Source organism: Bariatricus sp. HCP28S3_D3 (assembly GCF_052065755.1).
GTDB lineage: Bacteria > Bacillota > Clostridia > Lachnospirales > Lachnospiraceae > Allocoprococcus.
This window is the reverse complement of record NZ_JBQHTK010000001.1, coordinates 314,525-332,254: the sequence shown is the minus strand read 5'-3', so window position 1 is coordinate 332,254 and position 17,730 is coordinate 314,525. Positions and strand designations below refer to the sequence as shown.

The 17,730-nt window shown below is 43.8% G+C and carries 17 protein-coding genes, 1 tRNA gene and 1 pseudogene; 16 read left to right on the top strand and 3 right to left on the bottom strand.

Annotated features, from left to right (window positions below; all coding sequences use genetic code 11):
• Positions 1-30 precede the first annotated feature (30 nt).
• The 9 genes and pseudogenes from ACTNB3_RS01590 (at position 31) to ACTNB3_RS01550 (ending at position 11,164) form a co-directional block, all read left to right on the top strand.
• Positions 31-2,277, top strand: a complete 2,247-nt coding sequence (locus tag ACTNB3_RS01590; RefSeq protein ID WP_441017899.1) for an alpha-galactosidase — start codon at positions 31-33, stop codon at positions 2,275-2,277.
• A 16-nt stretch (positions 2,278-2,293) separates the two neighbouring features.
• A pseudogene (locus ACTNB3_RS01585) lies at positions 2,294-2,619 on the top strand (D-lyxose/D-mannose family sugar isomerase).
• 168 nt (positions 2,620-2,787) lie between these two features.
• A complete protein-coding gene (locus ACTNB3_RS01580; protein ID WP_427807765.1) occupies positions 2,788-4,578 on the top strand; it encodes a flavin reductase in 1,791 nt (596 codons plus the stop codon).
• A 247-nt stretch (positions 4,579-4,825) separates the two neighbouring features.
• Positions 4,826-5,074 carry a hypothetical protein gene (locus ACTNB3_RS01575; protein WP_427807763.1) on the top strand — a complete coding sequence of 83 codons (249 nt, stop codon included), beginning with the start codon at positions 4,826-4,828 and terminating at the stop codon, positions 5,072-5,074.
• A 299-nt stretch (positions 5,075-5,373) separates the two neighbouring features.
• Positions 5,374-5,793 (top strand): Hsp20/alpha crystallin family protein, encoded by a 420-nt coding sequence (locus tag ACTNB3_RS01570; RefSeq protein WP_441024274.1) that lies wholly within the window; start codon positions 5,374-5,376, stop codon positions 5,791-5,793.
• A 57-nt stretch (positions 5,794-5,850) separates the two neighbouring features.
• Positions 5,851-6,312 carry an Hsp20/alpha crystallin family protein gene (locus ACTNB3_RS01565; RefSeq protein ID WP_427807759.1) on the top strand — a complete coding sequence of 154 codons (462 nt, stop codon included), beginning with the start codon at positions 5,851-5,853 and terminating at the stop codon, positions 6,310-6,312.
• A gap of 294 nt (positions 6,313-6,606) precedes the next feature.
• Positions 6,607-7,998: a sodium:proton antiporter gene (locus ACTNB3_RS01560; protein WP_441024352.1), complete on the top strand. Its 1,392-nt coding sequence runs from the start codon at positions 6,607-6,609 to the stop codon at positions 7,996-7,998.
• A gap of 15 nt (positions 7,999-8,013) precedes the next feature.
• Entirely contained in the window at positions 8,014-9,045 is a 1,032-nt protein-coding gene (locus ACTNB3_RS01555; protein WP_441024272.1) for an AAA family ATPase, read from the top strand.
• A gap of 94 nt (positions 9,046-9,139) precedes the next feature.
• Positions 9,140-11,164, top strand: a complete 2,025-nt coding sequence (locus ACTNB3_RS01550) for a HelD family protein (RefSeq protein ID WP_441024270.1) — start codon at positions 9,140-9,142, stop codon at positions 11,162-11,164.
• Positions 11,165-11,212: 48 nt separating this feature from the next.
• Here the strand turns inward: ACTNB3_RS01550 and ACTNB3_RS01545 are convergent, their stop codons facing one another.
• Genes ACTNB3_RS01545 through ACTNB3_RS01535 form a run of 3 tightly spaced genes read right to left on the bottom strand, consistent with a single transcriptional unit; the run spans position 11,213 to position 13,054 of the window.
• A complete protein-coding gene (locus tag ACTNB3_RS01545) occupies positions 11,213-11,836 on the bottom strand; it encodes an ABC-2 transporter permease (protein WP_427807753.1) in 624 nt (207 codons plus the stop codon).
• A 1-nt stretch (position 11,837) separates the two neighbouring features.
• Entirely contained in the window at positions 11,838-12,680 is an 843-nt protein-coding gene (locus ACTNB3_RS01540; protein WP_427818827.1) for an ABC transporter ATP-binding protein, read from the bottom strand.
• Complete coding sequence (locus ACTNB3_RS01535; protein WP_427818828.1) at positions 12,677-13,054, bottom strand: GntR family transcriptional regulator; 378 nt, start codon at positions 13,052-13,054, stop codon at positions 12,677-12,679. Before ACTNB3_RS01535 ends, ACTNB3_RS01540 begins: the two co-directional genes overlap by 4 nt.
• A gap of 215 nt (positions 13,055-13,269) precedes the next feature.
• Between ACTNB3_RS01535 and ACTNB3_RS01530 the strand changes: the two genes are divergently transcribed.
• The 7 genes from ACTNB3_RS01530 (at position 13,270) to fabG (ending at position 17,726) form a co-directional block, all read left to right on the top strand.
• Positions 13,270-13,407, top strand: a complete 138-nt coding sequence (locus ACTNB3_RS01530) for a hypothetical protein (protein WP_427807747.1) — start codon at positions 13,270-13,272, stop codon at positions 13,405-13,407.
• Between the two features lie 77 nt (positions 13,408-13,484).
• Positions 13,485-13,567 (top strand) — tRNA-Leu (locus ACTNB3_RS01525).
• A gap of 215 nt (positions 13,568-13,782) precedes the next feature.
• Positions 13,783-14,745, top strand: coding sequence for a beta-ketoacyl-ACP synthase III (locus ACTNB3_RS01520; RefSeq protein ID WP_441024265.1), 963 nt, complete (start codon positions 13,783-13,785; stop codon positions 14,743-14,745).
• A gap of 87 nt (positions 14,746-14,832) precedes the next feature.
• Entirely contained in the window at positions 14,833-15,057 is a 225-nt protein-coding gene (locus tag ACTNB3_RS01515; RefSeq protein ID WP_441024262.1) for an acyl carrier protein, read from the top strand.
• A gap of 58 nt (positions 15,058-15,115) precedes the next feature.
• Positions 15,116-16,054, top strand: coding sequence for an enoyl-[acyl-carrier-protein] reductase FabK (gene fabK / locus ACTNB3_RS01510; protein ID WP_441024260.1), 939 nt, complete (start codon positions 15,116-15,118; stop codon positions 16,052-16,054).
• Complete coding sequence (fabD, locus tag ACTNB3_RS01505; RefSeq protein WP_441024258.1) at positions 16,047-16,970, top strand: ACP S-malonyltransferase; 924 nt, start codon at positions 16,047-16,049, stop codon at positions 16,968-16,970. The genes fabK and fabD overlap by 8 nt, the downstream gene beginning before the upstream one ends.
• Positions 16,971-16,985: 15 nt before the next feature.
• Positions 16,986-17,726: a 3-oxoacyl-[acyl-carrier-protein] reductase gene (fabG, locus tag ACTNB3_RS01500; protein ID WP_441024256.1), complete on the top strand. Its 741-nt coding sequence runs from the start codon at positions 16,986-16,988 to the stop codon at positions 17,724-17,726.
• The last annotated feature ends 4 nt before the right edge of the window (positions 17,727-17,730 follow it).

Below are 17,730 nucleotides of genomic sequence, written 5' to 3'. Positions count from 1 at the left end.
TGAAGAACGATTTGTTTAAAGGAGTAAAATATGGCAATTAAATTTCATGAATCAACGAAAGAGTTTCATTTATATAATGAACAGACCAGCTATATCATTCGTGTTTTAGAGAATGGACAGCTCGGCCACGTATATTATGGGAAACATATTACCGATAAAGAGGATTTTGGCTATCTGATCGAATATGCGAGAAGGGATATGGCTCCGTATCCGTTCGAAGGAAATAGTACATTTTCTCTGGAACACCTGAAACAAGAATATCCGACTTTTGGTTCGGGAGATACCAGATATCCGGCATTTGAACTGGAACGGGAAGATGGAAGCCGCGCAGTTGATTTCAAGTATAAAACGCATGAGATCTTCAGGGGAAAGAAAGGACTTGAAGGACTCCCGGCAGTTTATGTTGAAAGTGAAGATGAAGCGGATACGTTGGAGATCGTGCTGGAAGACAAACTGATACACACACAGATTCTGCTGTCATATACTATATTTAAAGACATTCCGGTTATTACAAAGCATGTGCGCTTTTCGTGTGAGCATTCGGAAGGAATCACACTTCTTAATTGTATGAGCGGATGTCTGGATCTCCCGGACAAGGAATATGAAATGGTAGAACTGGCAGGTACATGGTCCAGGGAGCGCCACCCACATACACGGGAACTGAACTATGGAGTACAAAGTGTGTACAGTATGCGTGGGTGCAGCAGCCATCAGTTTAATCCGTTCCTCATGCTGAAGAGAAAGAATGCAGATGAGTTCAGTGGAGAGGTTTTAGGTTTCAGTCTTGTATATAGTGGGGATTTCCTGGCACAGGTAGAGGTCGATAATTTTGATGTGACACGTGTGGTACTCGGAATCCATCCGAATGAATTCCGGTGGGAACTGAAACAGGGGGAAAGCTTTCAGACTCCGGAGATGGTCATGGTTTATTCTGAGAATGGTATGAACGGAATGAGTCAGGTCTATCATGAATTATACCGGACGAGACTTGCGCGCGGCACATGGCGTGATAAGGAAAGACCGATTTTAATTAATAACTGGGAAGCTACGTATTTTGACTTTAACGAAGAGAAAATCCTGGATATTGCAAAAAAAGCAAAAGATATCGGTGTGGAATTATTCGTCCTGGATGACGGATGGTTTGGAAAGAGAAACTGGGATAACTGCTCTCTTGGGGATTGGTATCCGAACCTTGAAAAGCTTCCGAATGGTATAACAGGGCTTGCAAAAAAGATTGAAGAAATGGGCATGAAGTTCGGACTCTGGTTTGAACCGGAGATGACGAACAAGGACAGTGACTTATACCGTGAGCATCCGGACTGGCTGCTTGCAGACACAAGAAGAAAATACTGCCACAGCAGAAATCAGTATGTGCTTGACTTCTCAAAAAAAGAAGTGGTGGATCACATTCATGCGCAGATGAGAGCGATTCTGAAAGACGCTCCGGTTTCCTATGTGAAATGGGATATGAACCGAGCATTTTCCGAAGTATTTTCTAATGGAAACGGAAGAAGTTGGCAGGGAAAAGTAAGACATAAATATATACTTGGGGTTTATGATTTATATGAACGTCTGACCGGAGAGTTTCCTGAGATTTTGTTTGAATCCTGTGCAAGCGGTGGGGCCAGATTTGACCCGGGTATGTTGTATTACGCTCCGCAGGCGTGGACATCAGACAACACCGATGCGATAGATCGAATTAAAATACAGTATGGAACTTCCTATGTATACCCAATCAGCAGCATAGGCAGCCATGTGTCTGCGGCTCCGAATCATCAGGTATTCCGCGACACACCGCTTGAGACGAGAGCAAATGTGGCATTCTTTGGAACGTTTGGCTACGAACTGGATATCACAAAGCTTCCGGAAGATGAGATTGAAAAGATGCAAGAACAGATTTCCTTTATGAAAGAGCACAGAAAGCTGATTCAGCAAGGAGTATTTACACGCCTTGAGAGTCCGTTTGAAGGGAATAATTCGGCATGGCAGGTTGCTTCCGGGAAAAAAGATGAGGTGCTGATGGCTTACTTCAGGCTGCTGGAACCGGCACAGGGTAAATTCGAAAGAATTTATTTGAAGGGACTGGAAGAAACTGCGAAGTATTCTGTTCGGGAATGCTTTGGTGCACATATGGATTGCGGAGAGCATTACGGAGATGAATTGATGTATGCGGGCCTTAGTGTATCAGATTGCTCTGCTGGAATTCCAATGCTTGCAAGGGAGCAGCAGGGGGATTATTTTTCACGGCTCTTCTATCTGAAGAAAGTGGAAGAATAAATAAAAAGTATCGAAGATGAAAATATTTGAAATTCCAACATTTTGTAAATGGACACCAGCAGACTGGGCGGATAAAGGCGCAGAATACGATAAGATTCGTGACAATATGCTGGGATGGGATATCACGGATTACGGCCTGGGCAAATTTGACGAAGTCGGATTTTTGTTGATCACGATCCGGAATGGAAATCTGAAAATGGATAAGTACACGAAAACATACGCTGAAAAACTTCTGACGATGAGAATGACAACCGGTTCTATGAAATGATCGGAAGATTTCCGGAGATAGAAGAAGATGAAGAGCCATACCGTCTGCTTTGTACGGAGTACCCTAAAGCATAGATAATCAGAGTATGTCAGAACTTCTATATGCTGCATTTTGCATAGGGTGCGGAGAACAGACGTTTCGTGTATTCAAAAAAATTCAACATAATAAGACATAGGACTAGTCATTACACTCATGATTTGATACAATACCTTATAGCAAACAGCGAAAAGGAGAGGACGATAATGGAGATTACAAACGACATTAAATACGTAGGTGTCAATGATCATGAAATTGACCTGTTTGAAGGTCAGTATGATGTTCCGAACGGCATGGCATACAATTCCTATGTTATTGTGGATGAAAAAGTAGCCGTTATGGATACCGTAGATGCAAGATTTCAGCATGAATGGCTGGATCAGATCGGTGCTTTACTGGGAGACCGCCAGCCGGATTATCTGATTATTCAGCATATGGAACCGGATCATTCCGCAAATATTGCGAATTTCATGGATATTTACAAAGAAACGAAGATCGTATCCAGTGTGAAAGCTTTTGCAATGATGAAACAGTTTTTCGGAACCGATTTCGCAGATAGACAGATCGTGATCAAAGAAGGAGATACGTTGGAACTCGGAAAGCATACCCTGGCATTTGTTGCTGCGCCTATGGTTCACTGGCCGGAAGTTATGGTGACATATGATACCTGTGACAAAGTGCTGTTCTCCGCAGACGGTTTCGGTAAATTCGGCGCTCTGGATGTAGAAGAGGACTGGGCATGCGAAGCTCGTCGTTATTATATCGGAATCGTAGGAAAATACGGCGCTCAGGTACAAAATCTGCTGAAGAAAGCAGCAGGACTGGATATTCAGACGATCTGTCCGCTGCACGGACCGATTTTGAAAGAAAATCTGGGATATTACCTTGGACTTTACAACACATGGTCTTCTTACGAAGCAGAATCAGAAGGAATTGTGATCGCTTATACTTCCGTATATGGCAATACAAAGAAAGCCGTCAATGCACTGGCAGATAAACTCCGTGCAAAAGGCTGCCCGAAAGTAGAACTGCATGACCTTGCACGTACGGATATGGCTGAAGCTGTGGAAGATGCATTCCGCTACAACAAGCTGGTACTTGCCACTACGACTTATAACGCAGACATTTTCCCGTTCATGCGCGAATTTATCAATCATCTGACCGAACGCAATTATCAGAAGAGAACGGTGGCATTTATCGAAAACGGCTCCTGGGCTCCGATGGCTACAAAGGTTATGAAAGGCATGCTGGAAAAGAGTAAAAATCTGACCTATACAGAGAATACAGTACGTATCATGTCAGCACTGAATGAAGAGAGCAGTGAGCAACTTGAAAAACTGGCTGATGAGCTTTGTGCAGACTATATTGCACAAAATGCAGATACAGCGAATAAAAATGATCTGTCTGCACTTTTCAACATCGGATACGGGTTGTATGTGATTACATCCAACGATGGAAAGAAGGATAATGGTCTGATCGTAAATACGGTATCTCAGGTTACGAATACTCCGAACCGGGTCGCTGTAACGATCAATAAGGCAAATTATTCTCATCATGTGATCAAACAGACAGGAATCATGAATCTGAACTGCCTGTCTACGGAAGCGCCGTTCCGTGTATTTGAGAGATATGGTTTCCAGAGCGGAAGAACGGTTGATAAATTCGAAGGCGTTGAAACACTTCGCTCTGATAATGGACTGGTATTCCTGCCGAAATACATTAATTCCTTCATGTCGTTAAAGGTAGAACAGTATATAGATCTGGATACACATGGAATGTTCATCTGCAGTATTACAGAATCCCGTGTGATCTCTAATGTGGAAACGATGACCTATACTTACTATCAGAATTATGTAAAACCGAAACCACAGACTGAAGGAAAGAAAGGATTTGTCTGCAAGATCTGCGGTTATATCTATGAAGGCGATGAACTGCCGGAAGACTTTATCTGCCCGCTGTGCAAGCATGGAGTGGCGGATTTTGAGCCGATTGCGTAGAGGAAGATGTGTGGTTGTGCGTAACACGCAATAAGAATATTGAATCAGAAGATGCCCTGAAATGCCGAAACTGAACGGTGTTTTGGGGCATCTTTTATGTTGATTTAGAACAGTAAGGAATTGTATTTCGTATTTCCTTATGTTAGAATACAGACAAAGCATTTAGTTCTATTTGTCTAAGCGAAAAGTGTCTGATTTTATCTCATACATCAGAATTTTTTAGAAATCTCAATGCTTGCAGATATTTATGCGAACATTACGAAAAATGCGAATCTGTACGGGACACAATGAAGAATTGATGAATATGCGCCAGACCCGCGCGGAGGGGTATGAGGATGGCGAAGCCGCTGGAATGATAAAGGGCGAAGCGATTGGAAGGCAGCAGATTAATCAGTTGAATATTCTTCTTGAAGAGCAGAATCGGACGGTAGATATCATAAAAGCAGCAAATGATCCGGAGTATCAGAAGAAATTATTGGAAGAATTTTCACTATAAGGAGTTATAAGCGAGTTCTGAATTTAGAAGAAAAGATAATTAGAAAATAAAGAATAGAAACAGTCATTGCAGAATATTGGACGCTGTATTTCAATTCCTGCAATGGCTGTTTTTGATTCTGAGGAGAGAAAAAAAATTTAAAAAAATTAGCACTCACCTATTGACAGTGCTAACAATAAGTGTTATATTACAACTAGAACAAGGGAAGAGGAAAAATAAAAGAACAGAAACTGAATCTCGAAGTTCAAATCTACAAACAATATAACATACATATATATTTTAAGAAGGAGCGATGTTTTATGTTAATGCCTAGTATTTTTAGAAACGATGTATTTGATAACTTTTTTGAGGATCCATTCGGAAGTTACGGGGCAACGGATTTGATGAGTACAGATATCCAGGATAAGGATGGCGCATATGAGATTACGATGAATATCCCGGGTGCGAATAAAGAAGATGTACAGGCAGAACTGAAAGATGGTTACCTTACCATTCATGCTTCGGTAAATGCGAAGAGAGATGACAAAGATGAGAAAGGACATTACATCCGCAGGGAAAGATATTCAGGAACCGGAAGCAGAAGTTTCTTTGTAGGAGATGATGTGACGGAAGAAGATATCAAAGCAAAATTCGAAGACGGAACACTGAAGATGATAATCCCGAAGAAAGAAGCCAAACCTGCCGTTGAGACAAAAAGGTTTATTTCGATTGAAGGATAATGGATAACAGATAACAATAGTATATTAATTGATTTGAATTGAATGGAGGAATGACTTATGATGACACCGAGTATTTTTGGAAATGACTTTTTTGATGATTTTTGGAGTTTCCCGTTTTATAATGACAAAGATGTAAAGAGAATGGAAAAGAAAGCCTATGGGCGTGGCGCTAAAAATATCATGAAAACGGATATCAGAGAGCATGATACAGGATATACGATTGAAGTGGAGCTTCCGGGCTTTAAGAAAGATGAAGTAAAGGTATCGCTGGAAGATGGATACCTTACGATCAATGCTGCGAAGATGCAGGAGGAGAATGAGAAGGATAAAGCGACCGGAAAATACATCCGTCAGGAACGTTTCTCCGGAGCTTGCCAAAGAAGCTTCTATGTAGGTGAAGATCTGACGGAGGAAGATATTAAAGGAGAATTTAAGCATGGCATTTTGAAACTGGAGATTCCGAAAAAGGAAGCAAAGCCCGTAGTAGAGACGAAAAAGTATATCACGATTGAAGGATAATTTTTTAGGACTCTCTTATATCAGTGAAATAAAGGAGCACGCTGCAGACTTTACCGTCGGCAGCGTGCTTTTTCTGAGCATTTAGCTGTTTATAAAAACCGATAAATGGAAAAAATTAGTGAATCTGACGATGTATTATTTACTCTTCGTGTGCTATATTAGGAGTGCCCCAAAGGGCGGTCATTGTATGAGAATACTTTGAGAAAATGAGTCAGGGAGGGTGTTAGCTTGAAAAAACGATATTATTTTATGACTACTTTGTTCACTCTTATTTTAGTCAACCTAGCAAGTCCAATGGCGGTATTGGCAGCGGATCATGCTGTAAAAAAGGCAGAGGCAATCGTTCCGCCGCTTTGGATGTGTATTCCGTTTGCCGGACTTCTTCTTTGTATTGCAGTTATGCCACTGATCAAACCGGCGTGGTGGGAGAAACATCAGCCGTGGGCCGTGATTTTGTGGTCTGTTCTTTTTGTGATACCTTATGCGGTTGTATATGGGATGGGGACTGCCGCAGAAACAGTTCTGGAATGTATCATCGGGGATTATTTAACATTTATTGTGCTTTTGTTCGGACTTTTCTGTGTGGCTGGTAATATTACGATGGAAGGAGACCTTGCAGGTTCGCCCAGAGTGAATGTGATATTACTTACACTTGGAACCGTTTTGTCAAGTCTGATCGGAACGACGGGAGCAAGTATGCTGATGGTGCGCCCGGTCATAAAGATGAACTCGTGGCGTAAGAAGAGAGCACATATCATGGTGTTTTTCATTTTCCTGGTGTCCAATATCGGAGGGTGTCTGACACCGGTGGGAGATCCGCCGCTTTTGATGGGATTTTCCAGAGGAGTGCCGTTTTTTTGGAGCCTGCATCTGTTCCCGATTTTACTCTTTAACATGGTAGTATTATTAACAGTATTTTATTGGATCGATCGTCGTGCGTATTGCAGGGATATTGCTTCAGGGCGGATGCCGGATATCAGCAGACCGGGCACAAAGATTACGATCAAAGGTCTGCATAATATTATTTTTCTTGTGATGATCGTTGCAGCTGTTATACTGAGTGGCGTGTTGCCAGAGCTCCCGCTTTTCCGGGATGCGTCGGGAAATGTAAAAGGAATTCCTGTGTTTGGAAGTGTCACACTGACCTGGCCTGCGATAATCGAAATGGCGATCATTCTTCTGGCAGCATTTCTGTCATTTAAAACGACGGATCAAGAAGTGCGGAAGAAAAACCATTTCACATGGGGAGCAATTCAGGAAGTTGCGGTGCTTTTTATTGGCATATTTATCACGATGCAGCCGGCGCTTATGATTCTAAAGAGTATGGGGGCGAGTCTGGGGCTTACCAAACCGATGGAAATGTTCTGGGTGACCGGTGCGCTTTCCAGTTTTCTGGATAACACGCCGACCTATCTTGTGTTCCTTACAACGGCAGGCGTTATGGGATTCACAAAAGGAATTGCGACTACACTGGGAACGGTTCCGGTGAAAATGCTGACGGCGATTTCCTGCGGCGCGGTATTTATGGGAGCGAACACATACATTGGAAATGCTCCGAACTTTATGGTGAAATCCATTTCAGAAGAAAATGGTATTCGTATGCCGTCATTTTTCCATTATCTGTTATGGTCTGTTTGTGTATTGGTTCCGGTGTTCCTGCTGGATACACTCGTTTTTTTTAGATAGGGAGGGGAAGAGTATATGCAGAATAGTAATAACAGCCTGTTAAGGCTGGCAGAACGAATTTATGATTTGGATGCGAAAGTATATGAAAGTCTGGGATCTTCTCTGGGACGAGTGTTTAATGGAGACAGGGAACGGTGCATCAATGATATTGTCGAGAGACTGCGTGAAAGAAATGAAGGGCATACACTGAGAAGTGAACTTGCCCTGATCAGCAACATGGCGCGCACGATTCGGGAAAAACCGGTTCGAAGCGAGATTATGCGGGAATACGATCAAATATTAAAAGCTGTGGAAGAACTGCCTACCAGTTTCGCAGAGGGGGATGTTCTGGATGTCAAACGTGCGAAACTGAATACTTTGACACAGCGGTTCGGGGAGAAGGACCATATGATCATCTGTATCGGACGTACTTACGGATGTGGCGGAAGTGAGATCGGATTCCAGTTGGCAGATGCGTTAAAAATCAATTATTATGATGTGGAAATATTCAATGAGGTACTCCGGAGACTGGAGGCGGAGAAGGATACTGTCTATGACAAGGGAGGATATCCGTACATTCATGATGAGGAGAACCGCGCACGATATGTTGGAACCAGCCAGGCATTTACAAAAGCTCAGAAGGTAACGCTGGCACAGAGACTGGAAGAATTCAACCGGTATCACGGACTGCCGAAGAAAGATGCTGTTTTCTTTAATCAGAGTAAACTGCTCTGCGATATGGCAAAAGAAGAGGATTTTATTATCATGGGCCGGTGTGCTGATGTGATTCTGGCAAATAATAACATTCCTCATATCAGTATTTTTATCACGGCGCCATTTGAGCGGCGGGTACAGCGGGTCATGGAGGTCAATAAGAATCTGACAGAAAAACAGGCCCGGAGAATGTTGCATGCATTGGATCGAAAGCATGTGGATTATTATAAATTCTATACCGGACTGGAATGGGGAAAGGCATCGAATTATGATCTGCTGATCAACAGTTCCAGTTATGGAATCAATGGTTCGGTTGATCTGATCCTGCGAATGTTGAAGAAAAAAGAAGAGTAACATTTTGACCTTTCCTATCTTTCGTGGCTGTGTTAAGATAGTACGTACGGGAGAAAGGCCCGGTGAAAATGAGAAGCAGGAAGGGTAGAACTATATGACGAGAGGCACAGAGTTTCTGAATGAGGTGACAGAAAAACTCAGGAAGAAGATTCGGGAAATAGGGGAGACGATTCAGACGGTTCGGAAAGACATCGAAGGTATGAATGAGTATTATTGGGAAAACTATACCGAGATGGATCAGTACGGATATGAGAATTTTGACAATCAGCAGGCGCTTCTTGCGCAGGTCAATGCGAATCAGGAAAATCAGCGAATGAAGAGCCGCCTGCTTAAAATGCTTGATTCGCCTTTTTTCGGAAGTGTGGATTTTGTATATGCCGGAGAAGATGAGGCGGAGACATTCTATATAGGAATCGGAAATTTTGCAGAAGAACGCGGAAGCGTTCCGCTGATCTATGACTGGAGGGCTCCGGTCAGCAGTCTGTTTTATGATTATGATAAAGGCCCGGCTTCCTATGAAGCGCCTGCGGGCGTTCTGGAGGGAGAGATCAGCTCAAAGTGGCAGTATAAGATCCGGGGCGGCCGGATGATCTATGAATTTGAAAGTGACATGAAGATCGATGATGATATTCTGAAACAGGAGCTGGGAGAAAGCAGTGATGTCAAGCTGAAGAATATCGTGCGCACGATTCAGAAAGAACAAAATGAGATCATACGGAATACAAAGGATAAGATCATGATCATTCAGGGGGCGGCAGGCAGCGGGAAGACATCTGTCGCGCTTCACAGGATCGCGTATTTACTGTATCATGACAGGAAAAGACTTAAGTCATCTAATATTCTGATTCTGTCTCCGAACAGTGTCTTTGCGGATTATATTTCCCATATTCTTCCGGAACTGGGAGAAGAAAATATTCAGGAGATGAGCTTCGATTTATTTGCCTATCGGGAACTTCAGGATGTGGCTGCGGACTGTGAGGACCGGTATCATCAGATAGAAAGAAGAATGCAGGGAATTACGGAGGAAGAAGAGGCGAGATTCCAGTGGAAGCAGTCAGAGGCATTTGTCGGAGCGGTAGAAGGATTCCTGGTCGGTCTGGAGGATGAACTGGTCGATTTGAAAGACGTTGAATACAAAGGAATGGTCAAAACAGAAGAAGAACTCCTGAAATTGTTTTATTTTAAATTCGGTGAAGTGCCGCTTTTGTCAAGAATGGACGCGGTGATGGAGTATTTCGTGGATGAATATGAGACGCTTTATGGAAAAACGCTCTGTGAAGACGAGCTGGAATTGGTTCGGGAAACGTTCCGGAACATGTATGTGACGACCGATGTTTATGAAATCTATAACCGGCTTATGGAGGCGAATGGACTTCCGGCCTTGCCGTCGGTTCCTTTGGAAAAGCGGCTGCTGGAATATGAAGATGTATATCCGATGCTGTATTTGAAATACCGCCTTTGCAAAGGAGAATCCAGACGAACGATTCGCCATCTGGTGATCGATGAGATGCAGGATTATTCTTATTTGCAGTATGTGATACTGGAAAAGCTGTTCGACTGCAGGATGACGATTCTGGGAGATAAAGCACAGACGGTGGATACGCGTCAGCAGGATGTGCTGAAGTTCCTTCCGAAAATCTTTGGAAGAGATGTGCGAAAGATTGAAATGAACAAAAGTTACCGGAATACGATAGAAATTGCAGAGTATGCGTGGAATGTGTCTGATGTGAAAGGAATTGAATATATGCAGCGGCACGGAAAGCCGGTGGAGGAAATGACTTGCAGTACGCCTGCGGCGGCTTTGGATGATATACTGGGGAAGGTTCGGATCGGCGGCGACAGATATGAGACAGCGGCTGTGCTGACTATGACGGAGCGTGAGGCGAAAGAAGCGTTTTCCTATCTGAAAAATCAGAGGGAAGACGTCTGTTATATTGATCGGGACAGTTCGGTATTCCGTAAAGGGATTACGGTTACGACATATTATATGGCAAAAGGGCTGGAATTCGATCAGGTCTTTGTGGCAGGCGGGCAGGAGAAAAATCCGTTTTTTAAGCAGTTCCGCTACATCTGTGCGACAAGGGCACTGCATGAACTGTATGTGTATGAATCAGAGTAGTCATAACGATAGAGACGAAAAAGAGGCATCATATGATGCCTCTTTAATTTACAGTTCTTTTTTTTCATAGATCCGGATGGAGAGGAGCCATGAAAGGACAAACAGAATAGCTGCGCCGGCAGGTATCGCGAATGCCGGGATCCTGTTCGGAAGGGAAATATTCATCTCTTCACTGATGTTGATCATAAGGGTGCCAACTACACAGGTTATGATAATAATAATGTAATAGGCCAGACGCCCCTTTTCAGAACCGAATTTGAAAATGACCGGCAGCAGAAGCGAGACGCAGAGCAGCCCGGCAGAGTGAAGTGTGATTCCTGAAAAAAATGATCCCCGGGTAAATTCGCTGTGGGATACCACACATCTCAGAAGCATTCCTGCAAAGGAAAAAATCCACACGCTGCTTATTAAGATCAACGCCATCAGGTATTTCACGGAGACCAGCTGTGCTCTGGAGTATGGAAGCGTCTCGCTGTAGATCGTCCATTTGCTTCGCTCGTCATAGGCAAGCAGCGTGACCGGAATCATACTGGCAAAGACGATCGGATAGAGGGTGAAAAAGAAGTTCCCATCGGCAAATACGGATACCGCAATAAATATAAAAATGATAAAGAAGAAGGAGCGGCAGTATTTGCGCGTCATATACATATCTTTCAGAAGCAAACCTTTCATCTTATCTTACCTCCTTAACCATGAAAATGAAGAGTTCTTCGATTGTTACCGGACTGACCGGGATACCGGCAGGAACAGCGTCCCGGCGGATCAGTACTTCGATTCCGTAGGCAGTCCGTTTCTCGCCTTTGATAGCAGCAGGGTCAAGTTCACGGAATTGCTCAAACGAGCAATGGATGATGCAATATTCTTCCAATAGGATATCTTTTTCCTCGCACAGCAGCAGTTTACCTTTATGAAGAAAAGCAATGTAATCGCAGAGCTTTTCCAGATCACTGACGATATGGGATGAAATCAGAATGGAATGACTCTCATCTCTTGTAAATTCACTGAACATGTCTACTACTTCATCACGGACAACCGGATCCAGACCGCTGGTCGCCTCGTCAAGGAGCAGAAGCTTCGGATGGTGTGAGAGCGCAACGGCGATCCCGAGCTTCATCTTCATTCCGCGGGAAAAATCACTGAAAGGTTTATTCTCGGGAATTGATAACTTGACCAGAAGCTGCCTATACATAGCAGAATCCCAGCGCGAAAACGTGTATTTCATAATGTTGTCTGCCTGTTTGGCGGTCAGACATTCCGGAAAACCGACTTCATCCAGGACGACTCCGATATCTTCTTTGGCCTGCAGCGGAATATGTTCGCTGTCATGACCGAGAAGCGTGATCGTACCGGAATCCTTGTGGATAATATCCAGGATCAATTTGATCGTCGTACTCTTGCCGGCCCCATTCTCCCCGATGAGTCCCAGGATACATCCGTTTGGCAGCGTTAGATTCAGATTATCCAGAGTAAAATCCCGGTAGCTTTTGGTAAGATTTTTGATTTCCAGTGCATTCATAATGATTCCTCCCAACTCAAATGAAACATTTCTATAAGGTCTTCCTTACTGAGATTGCAGGAAGCTGCAAGCTGATTGATCTTCTGCATATATTCCTCGATCTTCTTCAGGTTTTCTTCACGCAGAAGTTCCACATTCTTGGGTGCGACGAAGCATCCCTTTGCGGCGATCGTGTATATAAATCCTTCCCGTTCCAGTTCATCATAGGCCCGCTTTGTCGTGACGACGCTGATTCTTAGATCCTTCGCCAGATTGCGGATGGAAGGCAGGGCTTCATCCTCCTTAAGGTCGCCGCTGATGATCTGATTCTTAATCTGGGAATAGATCTGATCATAAATAGGTGCGCCGCTTTTGTTGTCAATAAAGATATTCATGAGACTCTATCACCTCGGTTGATTAATCTGTATATATACAGTATATACAGTTGGTACAGGTATGTCAATATTATATTTGTATTTTGAATAGAAATATGTTCTGAACCAAAAAGGTACTTTGATAGTTTAATAAGGCTTTACACTGATAAAAAATATCCCTATAATATAGATAAGAACAGGCTATATGAAAGGGGTGTGAAAGGATGAATGAGCACATGCCAACAGATATGCAATATAAGGACGGATTAAGAAAAGATAAGTTTTTGAATGATTTAGTAATCGAAGCCATTAAAAATGGTGATACGAAAAAAGCTTTGGAATATCTTGATTTATTCTGGGTAATTAAAATATGATGGGAGCGAAAAAAATAATTTTTTTGATTTTCCTCTTGCATTTTTAAAAATGATGTGGTAATATACCTATTGTTGACGCGGAAGTGTCGGAATGGCAGACGAGCTAGATTCAGGTTCTAGTGCTCGCAAGGGCGTGTGGGTTCAAGTCCCATCTTCCGCATAAATAGATGAACGAGAATACATGAGAATGTGTTCTCGTTTTTTCTTTCTTCAAATCTTATTTCTATTCTTGTTAGATTACCAAAATAATTCATGTCGAAAAGAAAATCAAAAAACCTCTTGCCAAACGCTTATATATATGTTATATTGTCAAATAGTTTGAAACTCAAAGTATTTTAAATCAAAAATATCTATATTTAAGACCAAGAGGACAGTATGAGAGGAAAAATATGTGGTATCGGAGCGTACGCCCCGGAAAACTTTTACGACAATCATGACATAGCGAAAATAGTGGAGACCAGTAATGAGTGGATTCGTGAACGAACTGGGATTGTGAGAAGGCATATTGCAGATGAAGACACAACGATGAGTATGGCTGTTAAGGCTGCCAGGGCGGCTCTGGAGAATGGAAAAGTAGAAGCGAAAGAATTGGATCTGATCCTGACAGCAACGATCACACCGAATACAATCATTCCTTGTGTGTCGTGTGAAGTTCAGAAGGCACTGGGGGCAGAGAACGCGACCTGTTTTGATATGAGCGCTGCGTGCGCAGGATTTGTGTTTGCCTATAATGCTGCGCAGGCATATATCGCATCAGGAATGTACAGAACCATTCTGATCATAGGAAGTGAGACGCTTTCTAACATCGTGAACTGGGAAGACAGAGGAAGCTGTATCCTGTTCGGCGACGGTGCGGGAGCCGCAGTGATTCGCGGGGAGGAAGGAGAAGTTTTCCCATGTGTGACACATTCAGATGGCACTATGGGAGAGGTACTGGCCTGTGAAAGCCGACATCAGAAGGGCTGGGAAGAAAAAGAGGCAGCAAAGCAGACTTACTTATCGATGGATGGTAAGGAAGTGTTTAAATTCGCAGTGAAGAAAGTCCCGGAAGTGATAGAAGAACTCCTTGGCAGGACAGATTATGTAAAAGAGGATATCGACTGGTTTGTCCTTCATCAGGCGAATCAGAGAATTATCGAATCGGTGGCAAAGAGAATGAAAATTGATATTTGTAAATTCCCGATGAATATTTCTGAATTTGGAAATACATCTTCTGCCAGCATTCCGATTCTTCTGGATGAAATGAACCGAAGCGGAATGCTGCAAAAAGGGCAGAGGATTGTTATAGCAGGATTTGGAGCAGGGCTTTCCTGGGGAGCATCCCTTATTGAATGGTAACAAGGTAATAGCTGTCGGCGCAGGCGCAGGACGGATTACATATATGATTAAATAGAAAAAATGAAAAGAGAAGAAGGAGACAATCACATGTTAGAGAAAGTAAAAGCAATCGTAGCAGAAGGTTTAGGAGTAGACGCAGCAGACCTTACAGAGGAAACAACGTTTGAATCACTTGGAGCAGATTCTCTGGATCTTATGGACATGGTTATGTCATTTGAAGATGAGTTCGGTGTGGAAATCGATACAGAAGCGATCGGTGATCTTACTACGATCGGCAGCGTTGTAACTTACATCAAAGGATTAGAGAAATAAATCCGAATAAGTGAATCATTAGTCAGAGTAAGTCATTTAAGAAAAAAGAGGTTGTAATATGAAGACAGAAGTAACCGAATTACTTGGAATAGAATATCCGATTATCCAGGGAGGAATGGCCTGGGTTGCTGAGTATCATCTTGCGGCCGGCGTATCAAATGCCGGTGGGCTTGGACTCATTGGAGCTGCGAGTGCCCCGGCAGAATGGGTACGCGAACAGATCAGAGAAGCAAAGAAACTGACTGACAAACCATTTGGTGTCAACATTATGCTCATGAGTCCTTATGCGGATGAAGTGGCAAAAGTGGTAGCGGAAGAAGGCGTGAAGGTGGTTACCACTGGTGCTGGAAATCCAGAGAAATATATGAAAATGTGGAAGGAAGCAGGGGTTAAGGTCATCCCGGTTGTGGCTTCCGTTGCACTTGCAAAAAGAATGGAGCGCTGCGGTGCGGATGCGCTGGTAGCGGAAGGAACAGAAGCGGGAGGACATATCGGCGAGAATACGACGATGGTTTTGGTTCCGCAGATCGTTGATGCGGTGAACATTCCGGTTATTGCTGCGGGTGGAATTGCAGACGGAAGAGGAATTGCGGCTACATTTATGCTTGGAGCAAGAGCGGTACAGATGGGGACCCATTTTGTGGCAACGAAAGAATCTATGGTTCATGAAAATTATAAAAATGCAATCCTTAAAGCAAAGGATATCGATTCCAGAGTAACCGGCAGAACAACCGGCCATCCGGTGCGTGCTCTGAGAAATCAGATGACGAAGCAGTATCTGGATATGGAGAAAGCGGGAGCTAGCTTTGAGGAACTGGAGCATCTGACTCTGGGCGGACTTCGCAGAGCGGTCGTTGACGGAGATGTTGTAAACGGCAGTGTGATGGCCGGACAGAGTGCGGCGATGGTGAAAGAGATCTTAAGCTGCGAGGAGCTGATTCAGAAACTGGTGAAGGAGACAGATGCGCTGATTGGAGGACTGAACATCTATGGCTAAGATTGCATTTATTTACCCAGGACAGGGCGCTCAGAAACCCGGCATGGGAAAAGATTTTTATGAAAATAGTGAACTTGCAAAGGCTGTCTATGATAAGGCAAGCGAACTTTTGCAGATAGATATGAAAGCATTATGCTTTGAAGAAAATGAGAAACTGGATCTGACCGAATATACACAGGCAGCGCTTGTGACGACTTGCCTTGCCATGACGAAGGTTGTGGAGGAAAGAGGTCTGAAACCTGATGTGACGGCGGGACTTAGTCTTGGCGAGTATTGCGCGATCAGCGTCGCTGGAGGCATGAAGGAAGAGGATGCAATTTATCTGGTGAGAAAAAGAGGGATTCTGATGCAGAATACGGTTCCGGCAGGAGAAGGCGCCATGGCGGCAATCCTTGGAATGGATGCATCGGTAATCGAAGAAGGGATTAAGGATTTGGAAGGAGTCACGGTGGCAAATTACAATTGCCCGGGCCAGATCGTTATCACCGGTGAGACGAAAGCGGTGGAGAAAGCGGCAGAAATATTAAAAGAAGCGGGAGCTAAAAGGGCGGTGCTTCTGAATGTCAGCGGTCCGTTCCATTCACCGATGCTGAAACAAGCAGGTGAAGAACTTGCGAAAGAAATGGAAAAAGTAGAAATGGAACCACTTCAGATTCCTTATGTGACAAATGTAACGGCCGAATATGTAACCGACATTCGTGAAACGAAGAAACTTCTGGCTGAACAGGTTGCGGCTTCCGTGCGCTGGCAGGAAAGTGTAGAGCGTATGATCGCGGAAGGCGTGGATACGTTTGTAGAAATCGGGCCGGGTAAAACGCTGGCAGGGTTTCTGAGGAAAATTGACCGCAGCGTAAAGGTTTACAACATTGGAACCTGGGAAGACATAGACAAGGTGGTCTTGGAATTGACTGTTTAGTAGAGGAGAAGAAATATGTTAAACGGAAAAATCGCAGTAGTGACCGGTGCATCCCGCGGAATCGGGAAGGCAATAGCAATGAAGTTTGCGCAGCTTGGAGCGACGGTGGTCATTAATTATAACGGTTCTGCACAGAAAGCGGAGGAAGTAAAACAAAGTATTATAGTAGATGGCGGCCGGGCCGTGATCAAGCAGTGCAATGTGGCGGACTATGACGCGTGCGAAGCATTTATTAAGGAAGTGATCGATCAGTTCGGCAGAATCGATATTCTTGTAAATAATGCAGGTATCACGAAAGACGGATTGATCATGCGGATGAGTGAGGAAGACTTTACGAATGTTGTAGACGTGAATCTGAAAGGAACTTTCCACTGCATAAGGTTTGCGTCCAGACAGATGATGAAGCAGAGAAGCGGAAGAATCATTAATATGTCTTCTGTAGTGGGACTTTCCGGAAACGCAGGACAGATCAATTACGCAGCATCAAAAGCAGGTGTGATCGGCATGACAAAATCCGCGGCAAAGGAACTTGCGAGTCGTGGAATTACGGTGAATGCGATTGCTCCGGGATATATTGAGACGGATATGACCAACGTGTTATCCGACAAAGTGAAAGAAGAAACAATGAAACAGATTCCTCTGGGTCGTCTGGGTCAGACCGGAGATATTGCAGCAGCAGCAGCATTTCTTGCATCCGACGAAGCAGGGTATATCACGGGCCAGGTGCTTGCAGTAGACGGTGGCATGGCGATATAGGAGG